15 protein-coding genes are annotated in these 16,765 nt (G+C 66.2%); 7 read left to right on the plus strand and 8 right to left on the minus strand.

Going from position 1 to position 16,765, the window contains the following annotated elements; all coding sequences use genetic code 11:
- Position 1 precedes the first annotated feature (1 nt).
- Positions 2-1,090 (plus strand): dihydrodipicolinate reductase, encoded by a 1,089-nt coding sequence (locus AB0I14_RS01690; protein WP_358014927.1) that lies wholly within the window; start codon positions 2-4, stop codon positions 1,088-1,090.
- A gap of 51 nt (positions 1,091-1,141) precedes the next feature.
- On the opposite strand, the gene AB0I14_RS01695 is transcribed toward AB0I14_RS01690, so the two are convergent.
- Together AB0I14_RS01695 and clpB are read right to left on the minus strand one after the other, a co-directional pair.
- The gene (locus AB0I14_RS01695; protein WP_358014930.1) at positions 1,142-1,780 is read right to left on the minus strand and encodes an HD domain-containing protein; all 639 of its coding nucleotides are present in this window, start codon (positions 1,778-1,780) and stop codon (positions 1,142-1,144) included.
- A 163-nt stretch (positions 1,781-1,943) separates the two neighbouring features.
- A complete protein-coding gene (clpB, locus tag AB0I14_RS01700; RefSeq protein WP_358014933.1) occupies positions 1,944-4,490 on the minus strand; it encodes an ATP-dependent chaperone ClpB in 2,547 nt (848 codons plus the stop codon).
- Positions 4,491-4,599: 109 nt separating this feature from the next.
- Here clpB and AB0I14_RS01705 point away from each other — a divergent pair, with 109 nt between their 5' ends.
- The 3 genes from AB0I14_RS01705 (at position 4,600) to AB0I14_RS01715 (ending at position 7,170) form a co-directional block, all read left to right on the plus strand.
- Complete coding sequence (locus AB0I14_RS01705) at positions 4,600-5,772, plus strand: macrolide family glycosyltransferase (protein WP_358014935.1); 1,173 nt, start codon at positions 4,600-4,602, stop codon at positions 5,770-5,772.
- 67 nt (positions 5,773-5,839) lie between these two features.
- A complete protein-coding gene (locus AB0I14_RS01710; RefSeq protein WP_358014938.1) occupies positions 5,840-6,508 on the plus strand; it encodes a GAP family protein in 669 nt (222 codons plus the stop codon).
- A 38-nt stretch (positions 6,509-6,546) separates the two neighbouring features.
- A complete protein-coding gene (locus AB0I14_RS01715) occupies positions 6,547-7,170 on the plus strand; it encodes a hypothetical protein (protein ID WP_358014941.1) in 624 nt (207 codons plus the stop codon).
- A gap of 4 nt (positions 7,171-7,174) precedes the next feature.
- Here the strand turns inward: AB0I14_RS01715 and AB0I14_RS01720 are convergent, their stop codons facing one another.
- A complete protein-coding gene (locus AB0I14_RS01720; RefSeq protein ID WP_358014944.1) occupies positions 7,175-7,804 on the minus strand; it encodes a TetR family transcriptional regulator in 630 nt (209 codons plus the stop codon).
- 100 nt (positions 7,805-7,904) lie between these two features.
- On the opposite strand from AB0I14_RS01720, the gene AB0I14_RS01725 reads away from it, so the two are divergent.
- From AB0I14_RS01725 to AB0I14_RS01735, 3 genes are read left to right on the plus strand one after another with little or no spacing between them, the layout of a single operon-like run.
- The gene (locus tag AB0I14_RS01725) at positions 7,905-8,936 is read left to right on the plus strand and encodes an ABC transporter permease (protein WP_358014947.1); all 1,032 of its coding nucleotides are present in this window, start codon (positions 7,905-7,907) and stop codon (positions 8,934-8,936) included.
- A complete protein-coding gene (locus tag AB0I14_RS01730; RefSeq protein WP_358014950.1) occupies positions 8,923-10,089 on the plus strand; it encodes an FAD-binding oxidoreductase in 1,167 nt (388 codons plus the stop codon). Before AB0I14_RS01725 ends, AB0I14_RS01730 begins: the two co-directional genes overlap by 14 nt.
- 18 nt (positions 10,090-10,107) lie before the next feature.
- Positions 10,108-11,010, plus strand: a complete 903-nt coding sequence (locus AB0I14_RS01735) for an aldose 1-epimerase (RefSeq protein ID WP_358014953.1) — start codon at positions 10,108-10,110, stop codon at positions 11,008-11,010.
- On the opposite strand, the gene AB0I14_RS01740 is transcribed toward AB0I14_RS01735, so the two are convergent.
- The 5 genes from AB0I14_RS01740 to AB0I14_RS01760 form a co-directional block, all read right to left on the minus strand.
- Positions 11,007-11,384, minus strand: a complete 378-nt coding sequence (locus AB0I14_RS01740) for a helix-turn-helix transcriptional regulator (RefSeq protein WP_358014957.1) — start codon at positions 11,382-11,384, stop codon at positions 11,007-11,009. The two genes, AB0I14_RS01735 and AB0I14_RS01740, sit on opposite strands and share 4 nt — an antisense overlap.
- The gene (dnaJ, locus tag AB0I14_RS01745) at positions 11,381-12,547 is read right to left on the minus strand and encodes a molecular chaperone DnaJ (RefSeq protein ID WP_358014960.1); all 1,167 of its coding nucleotides are present in this window, start codon (positions 12,545-12,547) and stop codon (positions 11,381-11,383) included. Before dnaJ ends, AB0I14_RS01740 begins: the two co-directional genes overlap by 4 nt.
- Before the next feature lie 37 nt (positions 12,548-12,584).
- Complete coding sequence (grpE, locus tag AB0I14_RS01750; protein WP_358014963.1) at positions 12,585-13,211, minus strand: nucleotide exchange factor GrpE; 627 nt, start codon at positions 13,209-13,211, stop codon at positions 12,585-12,587.
- On the minus strand, positions 13,208-15,067 hold the full coding sequence (gene dnaK / locus AB0I14_RS01755) for a molecular chaperone DnaK (RefSeq protein ID WP_358014966.1): 1,860 nt from the start codon (positions 15,065-15,067) through the stop codon (positions 13,208-13,210). The genes grpE and dnaK overlap by 4 nt, the downstream gene beginning before the upstream one ends.
- Positions 15,068-15,238: 171 nt before the next feature.
- Positions 15,239-16,741, minus strand: a complete 1,503-nt coding sequence (locus AB0I14_RS01760; RefSeq protein ID WP_358014969.1) for a PucR family transcriptional regulator — start codon at positions 16,739-16,741, stop codon at positions 15,239-15,241.
- Positions 16,742-16,765 lie beyond the last annotated feature (24 nt).

The following is a 16,765-nucleotide window of genomic DNA, read 5'->3' on the forward strand; positions in this document are numbered from 1 at the left end:
TTTGTCTTCCACGAACTCCAGAATCCGCGTTTTCCAGGTGGCGACCGGCAATGTCGGCACCGAGATGATCAAACGCATCGGCAAGCGCCCCGACCTCGAACTGGTCGGATTGCATTGCTACTCACCGGAAAAGGTCGGCCGCGATGCCGGTGAGATCGCCGGCATCGATCCGATCGGGGTGATCGCCACGGGTTCGATCGATGAGATCATCGCCGCCAAGCCCGATGTGCTGACCTTCCACGGCGTGTTCCCCGACGAGGATCTGTACGTGAAAGTCCTTGAGGCCGGGATCAATATCGTCACCACCGCGGACTGGATCACGGGCTGGCACCGCGACACCAACCACCCGCACCCGTCGGGGAGACCGGTCACCCAGGTCCTGGCAGAAGCGGCCGCACGTGGTGGTTCTACGTTCTACGGCACCGGCATGAACCCCGGCGTGAATCAGATCCTGGGCGTGGTGTGTTCGGCCGATGTCGCCGAGATCGAGAACGTCACCACCATCGAATCCGTCGACGTGTCATGCCATCACAGCAAGGACACCTGGATCGAGGTCGGCTACGGCATGCCCGTCGACGACCCGTCGATCCCCGGCAAGCTGGAGAAATACACCCGCGTCTTCGCCGACAGCGTGCTGATGATGGCCGACTGCTTCGGGCTGGAGCTCGACGAGGTCAAGTTCACCTACGAACTCGGTGCCTGCACAAAGGATGTCGACCTCGGCTGGTACACGCTGCCCAAGGGATCGCTCGGCGGCAACTACATCAAATACCAGGGCATGGTCGACGGCGTGCCACGCGTCGAAACCCATCTGGAATGGCAGATGACCCCGCACACCGATCCGAGCTGGGATATCAAGGGCTGCTATATCACTCAGATCAAGGGCGATCCGTGTGTCTACAACAAGCACATGATCTTCCCGAAGCCCGGTGTGGACCTGTCTGATCCGACCTCGTTCGCCTCCATCGGCATGACGGTGACCGGGCTGCCCGCGCTCAACGCGATCGCGTCGGTGGTCGCGGCATCGCCTGGATTGTTGACGAGCGCCGACGTGCCGTTGCGCGGCTTCGCCGGCCGCTTCAACATCTAGCGTTCAGTCCAGGTGGCGGGCCGGTCGAGTTCACCGACACCGGCGTCACCGTCAGGTCGGCCAGGGTGATCCGATGATTCGCTCTACGCTGGTGACGCGCTGGAAATCAGGCATGAAGTGCTCCAGAACGTCGGAGTTCACGGTTCCGTTGGTGGTCTCCGGACGATTCTTGAACCCGTCGAAGTAGGCGCGCAGGAATTCATTCTTGAAATCGCCACGGGGATGAACCGCGAGGATCTCATCGACCTGGTCGGGGTGCAGTCCATCAAGGCCGAAACCGACCACGTCGGTCAGTACCCCGAGATGCGTCGTGGCGATTTCCGGGCCCATTCGCCCTGGAATGCCAGGTGTCGTGTGGAGCGCAATGGCCGTCCAGACAGTGTCGGCTGCCGCGGTCGAAAATCCGTGCTGGATCAGGAACTTGCGCCCGTGATCGGCCCCATCGACCTCAAACCGCTGCTCGATCTCGGAGAAGGGCGTCAGCAGCCCGGCGTCGTGGAATATGGCGGCCAGGTACAACAGCTCAGGATCCGGTTCCACGCCGAGCAGTTGCGCATGGATCCGGCCGAAGAGGTAAACCCTCCGGGAGTGGTGGTAGATGAGCGGCGTGGTCGTTTCCCGGATCAGGCGACTCGCCTCGGCAACCGCTGCCGTCTCCGGAATCTCGATGCCCGCAATGATTTCTGACATGAGAGGCTGTGCCTTCTGCTCTTGGTTGTCGGACTACGTCTGACATCCATGCTGGCGGCACAAAGCCGTCTGCGCCGCTCTCCTCCGGCCAGAAATCCCACAAATGCGGACATGCAGAAAGCCCCGCCACACCTTGGGTGTGACGGGGCTTTTCGCTACCAGGTCAGCCCAGCACCAGGCCTTCACCGTCGGGGGTGACGTTGACGGGGACCACGTCACCGTCGTGCACCTCGCCGGCCAGCAGCATCTTGGCCAACTGGTCGCCGATCGCCTGCTGCACCAGCCGGCGCAGCGGGCGGGCACCGTAGAGCGGGTCGAAACCGCGCTCGGCCAACCACGTCTTGGCGGGCAGCGACACCTCGAGGGTGAGCCGGCGCTGCGCCAGCCGTTTCTGCAGCTGCTGCAACTGGATGTCAACGATGGACACGAGCTGCTCCGGATCGAGTGCATCGAACAGGATCACGTCGTCGAGCCGGTTGATGAACTCCGGCTTGAACGCCGCCCGCACCGCCGCCATCACCTGCTCCTCGGTACCACCGGCACCGAGGTTGGAGGTCAGGATCAGGATCGTGTTGCGGAAGTCGACCGTCCGGCCCTGGCCGTCGGTCAACCGGCCCTCGTCGAGCACCTGCAAAAGCACGTCGAACACGTCCGGGTGGGCCTTCTCGATCTCGTCGAACAGCACCACCGTGTACGGGCGCCGCCGCACCGCCTCGGTCAGCTGACCACCCTGGTCATAGCCGATGTAGCCGGGAGGCGCACCGACCAGCCGAGCCACCGAGTGTTTCTCGCCGTACTCGCTCATATCGATGCGGACCATGGCGCGCTCGTCGTCGAACAGGAACTCCGCCAACGCTTTTGCCAGCTCGGTCTTACCGACACCGGTCGGGCCCAGGAACATGAACGAACCCGTCGGCCGGTTGGGATCGGCCACCCCGGCCCGGGTGCGGCGCACCGCATCCGACACCGCGGTCACCGCGGCCTTCTGACCGATGACGCGCTTGCCCAGCTCCTCCTCCATGCGCAGCAGCTTGGCGCTCTCGCCTTCGAGCATCCGGCCGGCCGGAATGCCGGTCCACGCCTCGACCACCTCGGCGATGTCGTCGGGACCGACCTCTTCCTTGAGCATCACGTTCTCGCGAGCCTCGGCCACCGGCAGTGCGGCGTCGAGCTTCTTCTCGACCTCCGGGATACGCCCGTAGCGCAGCTCGGCGGCCTTGGCCAGGTCACCGTCACGCTCGGCCCGGTCGGCCTCACCACGCAATGTGTCCAGCTGCTCCTTGAGCTCGCGGACGATGTCGATGGCGCCCTTCTCGTTCTGCCAACGAGTGGTCAGCTCGGCCAGCTTCTCCTTGTAATCGGCCAGCTCGCCGCGCAGCTTCTCCAGCCGTTCCTTGGAGGCGTCGTCCTCTTCCTTCTCCAGCGCCATCTCCTCGATCTCGAGGCGACGGACGAGCCGCTCGACCTCGTCGATCTCGACGGGCCGGGAGTCGATCTCCATGCGCAGCCGCGATCCGGCCTCGTCGACCAGGTCGATGGCCTTGTCCGGCAGGAACCGCGAGGTGATGTAGCGGTCGGAAAGGGTTGCAGCAGCGACCAACGCGGAGTCGGTGATGCGCACACCATGGTGCACCTCGTAGCGGTCCTTGAGACCGCGCAGGATGCCGATGGTGTCCTCGACGGACGGTTCGCCGACCAGCACCTGCTGGAAGCGGCGTTCCAGGGCAGCGTCCTTCTCGATGTACTTGCGGTACTCGTCGAGCGTGGTGGCGCCGACCAACCGCAGTTCACCGCGGGCCAGCATGGGCTTGATCATGTTGCCCGCGTCCATCGCGGATTCACCGGTGGCACCGGCGCCGACGATGGTGTGCAGCTCGTCGATGAACGTGATGACCTGCCCGGCCGACTCTTTGATGTCGTCGAGGACGGCCTTGAGCCGCTCCTCGAACTCACCGCGGTACTTCGCACCGGCCACCATGGACCCGAGGTCCAGCGAGATGACGGTCTTGTCCCGCAAGCTTTCCGGAACGTCGCCGGCCACGATGCGCTGCGCCAGGCCCTCGACGATCGCGGTCTTTCCGACGCCGGGCTCACCGATGAGCACGGGGTTGTTCTTGGTACGACGGCTCAGCACCTGTACGACGCGACGAATCTCGTTGTCGCGCCCGATGACCGGGTCGAGCTTGCCTTCGCGGGCGGCGGCGGTCAGGTCGGTGGAGTACTTCTCCAGCGCCTGGTAGCTGCCCTCCGGATCGGCACTGGTGACGCGGGCACTACCGCGCACCTTGGTGAAGGCCTCGCGAAGTGCCTCGGGCGAGGCACCGTGTCCGGTCAGCAGCTTGGCCACTTCGGAGTCGCCGGTGGCCAGGCCGACCATCAGATGTTCGGTGGAGACGTACTCGTCGTCCATCTCGGTGGCCAGGCTCTGGGCCGTGGTGATCGCGGCGAGCGATTCCCGGCTCAGTTGGGGTTGGCTGCTGGCGCCACTGGCGCTGGGCAGTTGGTCGAGCAGTCGTTGCGCCCCCGCGCGAATCGTCGCGGGGTCCACGCCGACGGCCTCGAGCAGGGGTGCGGCAATGCCCTCATTCTGAGTGAGCAGTGCCATCAAAAGATGGGCGGGCCGAATCTCCGGGTTGCCTGCGGAGCTGGCCGCCTGCAACGCTGAGGTCAGCGCCGCCTGAGTCTTGGTCGTCGGGTTGAACGAGTCCACGACACCTCCCTTTTCCGATAGAGAAAATGCTTGTCGTGATGTACAACGTAGTCAAGGTTGAGTCTGTTCCGCTCAACTTTGAAAATTTTCGGCGGGCAGACTCGGTGCCGTGCACATCGCCGTCGTCGCCGCATCCGTCCCCAGCCATATGTACCCGCATTTGGCGGTGGTTCACGAGCTGGCGCGCCGCGGCCATCGGGTGAGTTACCTGGTCGGAAGTCATTTGGCCCGCCTGGTCACCCCAACCGGAGCCGACGTCATCTCCTGCACCTCGGTGCTGCCGGGGGCACCGGGCGCACCTCGGTCCTTCGACGAGGCCGATCCGGTCGCCGGCATGCGGTTGTTCTTCGACGAGGCGGTGCATGTCCTGCCTCAGGTCCATGCCGCCCTCGATGACGACCGGCCCGACCTGGTGCTCTACGACATCGGCGGCATGGCCGGCCCGGTGGCAGCCGACCACTGGGGCGTCCCCGCGGCACAACTGTCCCCGAGCGAGGTGGCCTGGGAGGGCTATCACGACGACATGGCCGAGATTCTCGGTCCGATCCTGGGCAGTCCCAGTGGCCTGGCCTACCGCCAGGCGTTCGATGACTGGCTTTCGGGCGCGCGATCGGGCCTGACGTTCGACGACGTGACCGGCGCTCCCAGGCGCTGCCTGGCGTTGATCCCGCGGGTCATGCAACGGAACGCCGAGCGGGTCGGCGAGCGCTACCGGTTCGTCGGCCCATGCATCGACCCGCGACGTGCGGATCCGGGCGACTGGTCCCCACCAGGTGGCGACGGTCCACTGGCCCTGCTGGCCTTCGGCACGGCCTACACCGACCGAGCCGACGTGTACCGCAACGCGGTCGAGGCACTCGACGGGCAGGGTTGGCGCCTGGTGCTGGCCACCGGCGGTGCCGACGTGGGTCCCGCGCCCTCGTGGGTTCAACTGCGCGACACGGTTCCCCAACCGGCAGTCCTGCAACAGGCCGACGGCTTCGTCACCCACGCCGGCATGGGCTCGTGCACCGAGGGTTTGTGGTTCGGGGTACCGATGGTGGCGATTCCGCAGGCCGTCGATCAGCCCGCCAATGCGGCCCGTCTGGCGACCATCGGCGTCGGCCGTCACCTCGCAGACCATCTCCCCAGCGCCGCTGAGATCCGCGATGCGGTGATCGGTGTCGCCGCCGATCAGCAGATCCGAACGAACCTCGACGCGATTCGCGACGAGATCCGTGCCCACGGCGGTCCGGGACACGCCGCCGACGCCGCCGAAGACGTTGCGACCGGCCGTTGGTGAGCACTCACCTCCAGCGCGACCAGATGCTTGCTAGGTTTTGCTCGGGAACTGCATCGAGAGGGCGGCCATGACGGAAAGCTGGGGTTCGGTTCTTACCGAACTCATCCCGCTCGCATTGGTGGTGGCTCTGTCACCGCTGTCGATCATTCCGGCTGTGCTGGTGCTGCACACCCCTCACCCCCGACCGGCCGGCCTGGCCTTCCTCACTGGATGGCTCGTCGGCCTGGCCGCGCTGACCGCGATCTTCGTCGGCGTCTCCAGCATGCTCGGCGGGCTCAACGCTGCCCCGACGTGGGCATCATGGTTACGCATCGTGGTGGGTGCCGCCCTCATCGTCTTCGGCGTCTACCGCTTTCTCACCCGGGCAAAATCGGAGCACATGCCCGGCTGGATGGCCAGCCTCAGCAAGCTCACACCCGTAAAGGCCGGAGCTGCCGGCGCAGTGCTCACCGTCGTGAACCCCAAGGTGCTGTTCATCTGTGCGGCAGCAGGATTGGCCATCGGTAGCGCCGGCCTCGGCCAGCCCGGGGTGTGGGCAGCAGGGCTCTACTACGTGGTCGCGGCCGGATCGACCGTCGCCCTGCCGATACTCGCGTATGCGGTGTCCGGCGAGCGCCTGGATCCCGCACTGGCCCGGCTCAAAGACTGGATGGAGCGCCAGCATGCCGTGCTGGTTGCAGCAATTCTCGTCGTAATCGGCCTTCTCGTGCTCTACAAGGGAATTCACGCCCTGTAGCAGTGCCGTTTTATTGTCAATCGGGCTACGGTGTGCGCATGTCCGAATCCGGTTTCGGTGATTTCGAATTCGAGCGGAAGTTCTTTGTCCGCGAATTGCCCGCAGTGGCAGCATCGGATCCCGCACCAGCGCTGATCGTCCAGGCATATCTGTTCGCAGCCGATGGATACGCGGTCCGAGTCCGCGTTCAGGGTCCCGCCCCGGCAGAATTGGGCAGCACGCCCGCCGAACTTGCCGAGGCACTGGGCGATGAGTCGCTCGGGACCATGACCGCCAAAGGTCCCGCCGTCGGGGGCACCCGATACGAGGCCGAACGTGAGCTCGATCCTCTGATCGCGGCGCAGATCGTGCGCCGGTCCGAATTCGTGATTGCCAAGGTTCGCTATTCGATGTGGCTCGGCGAGGACGGCTGGATCATCGATCAGTTCCTCGGCCGGAACGCACCGCTACTGCTCTCCGAAGTTGAGCGCGGCGGACCCGTGGTAGATCTGGCAATTCCGTCATTCTGCGTTTCCGAGGTTTCCGAGGACGACCGGTTCCGCAACGAATACCTGGCGCACAAGCCATTCGGCACCTGGGCCGACGAATACCGGGCTGAACTCGACCGCCTCGGCCCATCCTTCGTGGATACCTTGGGCCAGAATCAATTCGAGGGCAGTTGAGGGCCTATAGCTCCGGTAACCCCAGCTCCGACGCATCCGCGGTGAGATAGCGGGTCACCGTCGGTGCGAGCAGCCGCACCACGTCTTCGCCGTCGAGCGTCGCCAACGGCGGTACCGCCATCACATAGCGCAGCATCGCGGTACCGACCAGGCTCGACGCGGCGAGCATGGCGCGCAGTCGGGCCTGCTCGCCGCCACCCAGCACGCCTGACACCGCGGCGAGCACGTAATCCTGCATGAACGTTCGAAATGCCACGTGCGCATCGGAATTCGATGTCGCGGACTGCAACATGACCCGCATGCTGGCTGCAGTCTCAGGGCCCTCCCACATCTTCAGATAAACGCGCACCATGCGTTCGCCGATCGCTTCGACAGGCCCCTCCAGGGCGGCCACCAGCACGTCGGGGTCGAGGATCAGCCGCAGGGACTCCCGGAACAGGTCGGCCTTCGACCCGAACAGGTAGAGCACCATCGACGCGTCGACGTTCGCGTCCGACGCGATCCCACGCAGTGTCGTCTTCTCGTAGCCCTCGGCCGCGAAGCGCAGTTTGGCTGCCGCCAGCACGGCGTCGCGAGACACCGGATCACCCTGGCGGCGCCCCCGGCGCGTGGCAGTTTTCCCAGGTGAAGCCATACGTCGACATTATCATTTCAACGACTATTGAAATCTGAGCCCTGCAGGACTTACTCTCACATCAACCGATTAATTCAACAGCGGATGAAAAGAGGGAATGATGCTCTCGACACAGACACCCACGCCCCACCACGCGGCACCCGAACACGCGCCACCGGCAGCACTGCGCGCCATGGGTATCGTCGCCGTACTGACCATCGCGATCGCGATCGTGGCCATCGCCTTCGCCCTGCCTGCGTCACGTTCCAAGCCCCACGCCATCCCAATCGGCGCCGCCGGGCCGCAAGCGGCCACCAGTCAGATCGCCGAACGTCTCGAACAGCAGGCCCCCGGCGCGTTCAAGCTCACCTACTACCCCGGCGAGAACACCCTGCGTGAGGCGATCCTCAACCGAAACGTCTACGGCGGCATCGCCTTCGGACCCGAGGGCCCGACCCTGCTGACCGCCACCGGCGGCAGCCCGGCCGTCGCGCAACTGCTCACCCAGATCGGTAGCGGCATCGCGGCGCACTCGGGCATGGTCCTGCACACCGAGGACCTGGCCCCGCCCACCAGCCAGGATCCGCGCGGGACCGGGTTGGCCGCCTCTGCCCTGCCGATCACACTGGCCGGGATGCTGCCTGCCGCGGCCCTGACCCTGATGTTGCGGCGTGAGGTGTGGACCCGCTTGACCGCCACCATCGTGTTCTCCGCAGTTGCCGGCATCACGGTCGCGGCCCTGCTCCGGTACGTGTTCGGCTCGATCGACTCGAATCTCTGGGGAGTGGCGGCAGGACTGACACTGGGAATCGCGGCGGCCGGCCTGGTCATACTCGGCCTGGGCGCACTGTTCGGCAAGGTCGGCTTGGCGGTCGGCGCGGCGCTGGCCCTGCTGCTGGGCAACCCGCTGTCCGGGCTGACGAGCGCACCCGAGATGCTGCCTGCGGGCTGGGGCCGGCTCGGCCAGCTGCTGCCGCAGGGCGCCGCCGCCACACTGCTGCGGTCCACCGCCTACTTCGGCGGTAACGGCGCCGACACGGCGATCATCGTGCTCAGTTGCTGGGCGATCGTCGGGCTGATGTTGGTGATCAGCGCCGCTTTGCGGCGCCCCGGGCGTACCGCGCCTAAGATGCAGCTCCGTGGGACTCGATGACCGTGACGCGCTGCAGACACTGCAGAACGCCGTCGACCCCGAGCAGGGCGCGGCGCCCCTGATCCGCGATTTCTACACCCGGTGGTTCGCCACCGACCTCTCGGCCCGCGATCTGTTCCCCCCCGACATGGACCACCAGCGCGATGTCTTCGCGCGGGCCCTGACCTGGCTGTTCGGGGAGTTGATCGCCCAGCGCGCCGAGGAGCCGGTGGCGTTCCTGGCCCAGCTCGGCAGAGACCACCGCAAATACGGTGTGACGCAGAGTCATTACGACTCCATGCAGGATGCGCTGTACAACGCGCTGCATGACCACCTCAAGTCCGAATGGGATGACAGCCTGGCCGAGGCCACCCGCGATGCCGTGGCCCTGATCATCGGGGTGATGCGCGGGGCGGCCGACGCCGAGGAATCCCCGGCCTACTGCGACGGCACCGTCATCGAGCACCACCGGGTCACCCGCGACGTCTCGGTGATCCGGCTGCAGCTCGACGAGGCGCTGTTCTACCACCCCGGCCAGTACGTCACCGTCCAGGTTCCCCAGTGGCCGCGCCGGTGGCGCTACCTGAGTCCGGCCATTCCCTCCGACCGATCCGGAGCCATCGAGTTCCACATCCGGTCCGTCCCGGGTGGCATGGTGAGCACCGCCGTCGTCGCCGAGACCAAGGTCGGGGACCGCTGGCGGCTGTCCAGCCCGCACGGCGGGTTGCATGTCGATCGCGACGGCGAAGACGTGCTGATGGTGGCCGGCAGCACGGGCCTGGCCCCGCTGCGCAACATCATCATGGACATGACGTTGCACGGCGAGAACCCCCGCGTGCATCTGTTCTTCGGTGGCCGCTATCCGTGCGACCTGTACGACCTGAAAACGCTGTGGCACATCGCCTCGACAAACCCCTGGCTGTCGGTGACCCCGGTGTCGGAGTACAGCACCGATCCCCCCTGGGCCGGCCAGTATCCCGACGTCCGGCCGCCGCGTGGGCTACACGTGCGCCAGACCGGCACGCTGGCCGAAGTGGTGACGAAATTCGGCAATTGGGGCGACCGGCAGATCCTCATCTGCGGCGGACCGGACATGGTCACCGCGACCAAGGCGGCCCTGGTCGAGCGGGGCGCACCGGCCGACCGCATCCAGCACGACCCGCTGACGCGCTGAGGGTGCCAGACTGGCGCCATGGCCGAGGTTCAACCAGTCACCTTGTCTGACCCGTCGTCTTCACTGACGGCCACCTATGTTCCGGGCGCGGGGATGGTCTGTACGTCGTTGGCCGACGGCGGCGTCGAATACCTCGGCCAGCGGCGCGGTCTGCACGCCTATATCGCCGACGGCAAGACGATGGGCATCCCGATCCTCTATCCGTGGGCAAACCGCTTGAGCGCCAACGAATACCGGGTCGGGGACACGGTGGTGGACGTGGCCCCCGGGGTGAACGGGGTTCGTGGCGACGCGCACGGGGCGCCGATCCACGGTGTGCTCGCCGCCAATCCGGACTGGCAGGTGAGCGACCAGTCCGAGAACACGCTCGTGGCATCCCTGGACTGGGATACCGACCCACGGCTGCTCGCGACGTTCCCGTTCCCCCACCGCCTCACGATGGCGGTGACGCTCGCCGGCCGGACCCTCGCTGTGGCCACCACCGTGACAGCAACCTCCCGACAACGCGTCCCGCTGTGCTACGGCTATCACCCCTACGTGACGATTCCCGGTGTGCCGCGCGAGGATTGGCAGTTACAGACCCCCGCCATGCGGCAGCTGCTCGTGAATGACCGGGGACTTCCCTCGGGCGAAACCCACCAGTGGCCGGCGGGGGCGAAGCGCCTGGGCAGCACCGAGCTGGATGACGGATTCGACGACGTCGACGAGGGTGCGGTGTTCGCGCTGACCGGCGGAAACCACCGGGTGGAGGTCACCTTCGACCGGGGCTACGGCGCTGCGCAACTCTTCGCTCCGCTCAGCGACAGCGTGGTGGGCATCGAGCCGATGGCCGCACCGACCGACGCGTTGCGCCGCGGAAATTACAAAATGGCCGCCCCCGGAAGTCCGGAGACGGCCACCTTTTCGATCAAAATCGGCTAACGCGCGCCCCTGCGCGGCTGCCACAGCACCACCGCTTTGGACGCCACCGACACTTCATGACGCTGGTTGACACCGAGTTGTTCGACCTGTTGGGTCAACTCGGATACCCGGGTACGCAGTGCATCAACCTGATTGGTGAGTTCGATGATGCGCTTGATGCCGGCCAGGTTGACGCCCTCGTCCTGTGACAGCCGCTGCACCTCACGGAGCAGATCGACGTCACGCTCGGAGTAACGGCGCCCGCCGCCGGAACTGCGCTGCGGGCTGACCAGGCCGAGCCGGTCGTATGTGCGCAGGGTCTGCGCGTGCATACCGGCCAGCTCGGCCGCCACCGAGATCAGAAACGTGCGGGCTTCCTCTTTCCGCTGGCTCATATGTTGCCTGCCCATCCGGCCCGCGGATCGAAACCACTGGCCCGTTCGGCTTTCGCATAAGCCTCCAGCGCCTCTGCCGCTTCACCTTCCAGGTTCGGCGGCACCGCGACCTTCACCGTGACCAGCAGGTCACCATGGCCGCCGGAGCGTTTGGGCACCCCACGCCCGCGCACCCGCAGGATCCGGCCGTCGGAGGTGCCCTTGGGCACCCGCACACCGACCTTGCCATCCAGCGTGGGTACGGAAAGCGTTGTCCCCAGCGCCAATTCGTGGAAGCTGACCGGAACGCTGACGGTCAGGTCGTCGCCTTCACGCCCGAACACCTTGTCGGGACGAACGTGCACGGTGACATAGAGGTCGCCCGAGGGCGCACCCCGTAGCCCGGCCTCACCCTGGCCGGCCAGCCGAATTCGCTGACCGTCCTCGACACCCGGAGGGATCCGCACGTTGATCGTGCGGGTCCGGGTGGTGACGCCGGTGCCCTGACATTCGGCACACGGGTGCTCGATGATCGAACCACTGCCCCGGCATTCGGTGCAGGGCTCGGAGAACCCGAACGCCCCCTGGTTGCGGTTGACCACACCGGAGCCGTTGCAGTTCGGGCACACCTTGGGGCTGGTGCCCGGTCGCGCACCGCTGCCGTGGCAGTTGGTGCACGGCGCCGGACTGGTCAGCCGCAGCGGCATGGCCACGCCCTTGGTGGCTTCCAAGAAGGACAGCTCGGTTTCGGTTTCCAGGTCGTTGCCGCGGCGGGGCCGGCTCGGACGCGGTTGCGCACCGCGCCCGAACAGCCCGCCGAAGAGGTCACCGATGTTGGCGCCGCCGCTCTGGCCGGCGGCGTCGAACAGGTCTCCCAGGTTGAATTCGGCTCCGTCGGAACCGAATCCACCACTGAAGTTCCCGCCCGGGTTGAACCGACGGCCACCGCCGGCGAACAACCGACGGGTCTCGTCATACTCCTTGCGCTTCGCGGGGTCCGACAGAACACTGTTCGCCTCGGAAACCGCCTTGAACCGCTCGGCCGCTCCCGCATCGGGATTGCGGTCAGGATGCAGTTCGGAGGCCAGTTTCCGGTAGGCCTTCTTGATCTCGTCGGCGCTGGCGTCAGAGGAGACGCCGAGCTCCTTATAGAAGTCCTTCTCGACCCACTCACGTTGGGCCATGCGCCACCTCCTTACCTCTTCTCTCTAGTTGGTTGGACTAATTGTCTGATTCTGCGGCCTGATCGCCGGCGGCGTCAGCGTTATCTGCTGCCTCGCCACCAGCTTCGGCCTCGGGCACAGTGTCGACCACACCGACGAGGGCGTGTCTGACCACCTGGTCACCGATCCGGTAGCCCCGGCGCATCACGGTCCCGACAACGGGATGGGTACCCTCGCCCTCGTGCTGCACAGCCTCGTGCAGAGACGGGTCGAACTCGTCACCCTCCGCGCCGAACCCGGAAAGGCCCTGCCCTTCAAGGGCACCGACGAGCTTGTCGGCAACCGACTTGAGCGGACCGGATTCCAGGTCACCGTGGCTGCGGGCCCGGTCCAGGTCGTCGAGCACACCCAGCAACTGGGTGATCACGGTGGCCTTGGCCCGGTCGGCGGTGACCTGCTGATCGCGCAGTGCCCGCTTGCGGTAGTTGTCGTATTCGGCCTTCACGCGTTGCAGCGTGGCCTTGAGCTCGGAAACCTCGTCGCTGTCGCTCGCCGACTCCGAAGCGGAGGCGGCGGGCGCCGGCCCACCAGGGGCCGGCGCCTGCTCACGAACCTCACCGGTGTCGGGATCGATGCGCCGTTTGTCGGTGATGGTCACCGGCTCGTGCGAATCGTTCTCGGTCACTTGGTCTCCTGATCGTCGTCCACAACCTCGGCGTCCACCACGTTGTCGTCGGCGGCACTCGAGGAGGCACCAGCTTCGGCTCCCGAAGCCTGCTCAGCCTGGGCGGCCTCGTAGATCGCCTGACCCAGACCCTGCGACTCGACGCCGAGCTTCTCCATGGCGTCCTTGATCGCGGAGATATCGGAGCCTTCCAGCGCCGACTTGGCCGCGGCGATCGCGCCGTCGACCTTGGTCAAGGTGTCCTCGGGAACCTTCGACCCGCCCTCGGCCTCACGCTGCTCCTTGACGAACTTCTCCGTCTGGTAGACCAGCGACTCTGCCTGGTTGCGGACGTCGGCCTCCTCGCGGCGCTTCTTGTCCTCGTCGGCGTGCGCCTCGGCGTCCTTGATCATCCGGTCGATCTCCTCCTTGGACAGGCCGGAGCCTTCCTGGATCTTGATCGTGTTTTCCTTGCCGGTGCCCTTGTCCTTGGCGGTGACGTGCACGATGCCGTTGGCGTCGATGTCGAAAGTGACCTCGATCTGCGGCACGCCGCGGGGGGCCGGCGGGATACCGGTCAGCTCGAAGGAGCCGAGCAGCTTGTTGTGCGAAGCGATTTCGCGCTCACCCTGGAAGACCTGGATCTGCACCGACGGCTGGTTGTCGTCAGCGGTGGTGAAGGTCTCCGACCGCTTGGTCGGGATCGTGGTGTTGCGCTCGATCAGCTTGGTCATCACGCCGCCCTTGGTTTCGATACCGAGGGACAGCGGGGTGACGTCAAGCAGCAGAACGTCTTTCACCTCGCCCTTGAGCACGCCGGCCTGCAGCGCGGCGCCCACTGCGACAACCTCGTCCGGGTTGACGCCCTTGTTGGGCTCCTTGCCGCCGGTGAGCTCCTTGACCAGGTCGGTGACTGCGGGCATACGGGTGGAACCACCCACCAGCACCACGTGGTCGATTTCGCCGACCGAGATGCCGGCGTCCTTGATCACCGACTGGAACGGCTGACGGGTGCGGTCCAGCAGATCCTGAGTGATCTTCTGGAACTCGGCGCGGGTCAGCTGCTCGTCGAGGAACAGCGGGTTCTTGTCGGCGTCGACGGTGATGTAGGGCAGGTTGATCGAGGTGCTCTGCGAGCTCGAGAGTTCGATCTTGGCCTTCTCGGCGGCTTCACGCAGCCGCTGCATGGCCATCTTGTCCTTGGTCAGGTCGATGCCACTGGTGGCCTTGAACTTGTCGACCAGCCACTCGACGATCCGGTCGTCCCAGTCGTCGCCACCGAGGTGGTTGTCGCCGGAGGTGGCACGCACCTCGACGACACCGTCGCCGATCTCCAGCAGCGAAACGTCGAACGTGCCGCCACCGAGGTCGAAGACCAGGATGGTCTGTTCCTTGCTGCCCTTGTCCAGTCCGTAGGCCAGGGCGGCCGCGGTGGGCTCGTTGACGATGCGCAGCACGTTCATGCCGGCGATCTGCCCGGCTTCTTTGGTGGCCTGGCGCTGAGCGTCGTTGAAGTACGCCGGCACGGTGATGACCGCGTCGGTGATGTCCTCACCGAGGTAGGCCTCCGCGTCGCGCTTGAGCTTCATCAGCACACGCGCGCTGATCTCCTGCGCCGTGTAGTGCTTGCCGTCGATCTCGACGGACCAATCGGTGCCCATGTGACGCTTGACCGAACGGATGGTCCGGTCGACGTTGGTCACCGCCTGGTTCTTGGCGGGCTGACCGACCAGCACCTCGCCGTTGCGCGCGAATGCGACGACAGACGGGGTGGTCCGGGAGCCCTCGGAGTTTGCGACGACGACGGGGTCGCCGCCTTCCAGGACCGCCACGCATGAGTTGGTGGTCCCGAGGTCGATACCGACCGCACGAGCCATGGTGTTGCCTCCTGATAGAGATATAGGGGTCTGAGCGGACTGCGCTCAAGCTTGCTCTGGGCGAGCATAGATTGTCAACCCAGACTTGAGTCACAGTCACTCAACTTGCTGTCGATGAGGTCAACGGGGGTTTCGCGGGATTTGTTCCCGGTATTCCAAGAAAATTCCCGGCTACTTGCCGCCGGCCAGCAGGTCGCGGGACTGCAGAGCCAGCCAGAGCTGGGCGATGTCCGCGGTGTCGGACAGGCGGGCACCGGTGAGCTCCTCCACCTTGTGCACGCGGTAGAGCACGGTTTGGCGATGGACGTTCATCGCGGCCGCGGTGCGCTGCCAGGACCGCTGGTTGGCCAGGAACGCCTCCAGGGTCTCGACCAGCCCGGTCCGATGCTGGGCGTCATGCTCGATGAGCGGACCGAGCCAGCGCTCCACCATGGCCCGGGCGTCTTCGACACCGCCCATGCCGACCCACGATGTGGCGGTGCCGTAGCGCACCACGGGATCCCCGGTCCGCTGCGCGGTGCCCAGCGCCCAGGTGGCCTCGCGGGCGGATTCCGCCGACCGCGCCACGGTTTTCATCACCTGGCCGGCGCCCACCTTGGCCGTCGGTCCGAGCGAGGCGGCGATCGCCTCGACCGCTTCGTCGGTTCCCGGCACCACCGCGTGGGCGACTCCCGACCGGAACGCCGACACATGGGGAATCCGGCGACGCCACAACGCCACGTGCAGGTCCCGCACCCGCCGTTCGTCAGTACACGTGGCCGAGACGAACATCGACGTCGCCGGGTCCAGCCCCGAGGACAGCAGCTGACGGCGCCCGAGCCGTTGGTCCATCCGCCCGTCGATGAGCTGTGCGGTCAGCTCGGCGCCCGAGCGCCGGGTGTGTTCCAGGGCCAGATGGGTCTGGGACAACTCCAGGGCGACGACGGTCGCGGCGTGCTGGATCAGCACACCGTCGAGCGCCGCGCCGCCTTCGCGGATGACGGCGAGCACCGCGTTGTCATGCGTGGGCACCTCTCCGACCAACACTTCAACCCCGCCGGGGGTTAGGACCGACCGTGCCCCTGCGGCCAGCGTGCCCTGCGATGCCGTCCGCACCGTCTCCTTGACGTCGTCTGACGGGTGCGGCCCATCGGGGTGATAGGCCTCTCCGGTGACCCGGTCGCAGACGAACACCGCGCATCGCAGTTCCTTCGTCAGCGCGTCGGCGATGCGGGACCGCGCCGGGTCGCCTGCCGTGGAGTGGCGCAGCGCGTCGTAGATGCGTGCCGTTTGCATCAGCCGCTGGGACTGCTCGAGCAGGGTCGCTTCGGCGACCGCGCGCGAGATCGCCACGAACGGCATCGGATAACGAATCCACAGCACCGGCAACTCGAGACGCTCGCTGGCGCGGGTGAACCGTTGGGTGAGCCGCGGACAGAACATGTCCTCGCCGATCGCCAGTCCGCTGGCCCCCACGCGATGCAATTCCTCGAGCAGCTGTTCCTGGTCGGCCGCCGCCAACGGGAACGACATGCCGTTGGTCATCAGCAGTTCCCCGGCGCTGACCCATTGCCACGGCTCCGGCAGATCCGAGGTGTGCGTCCAGGTCACCTGCCGATCCAGACCGGCCTTGCCGGAGTGCAGTCGCAGCTGCAGGTGCGGCATGTCCAGCAATTCGCGCACCGTGATACTCACATGCCAACCGTATCGACTCGGCAC

Origin of the sequence: Mycobacterium sp. NPDC050441, from assembly GCF_040655355.1 — a bacterium.
In the GTDB taxonomy this organism is placed as follows: domain Bacteria; phylum Actinomycetota; class Actinomycetes; order Mycobacteriales; family Mycobacteriaceae; genus Mycobacterium.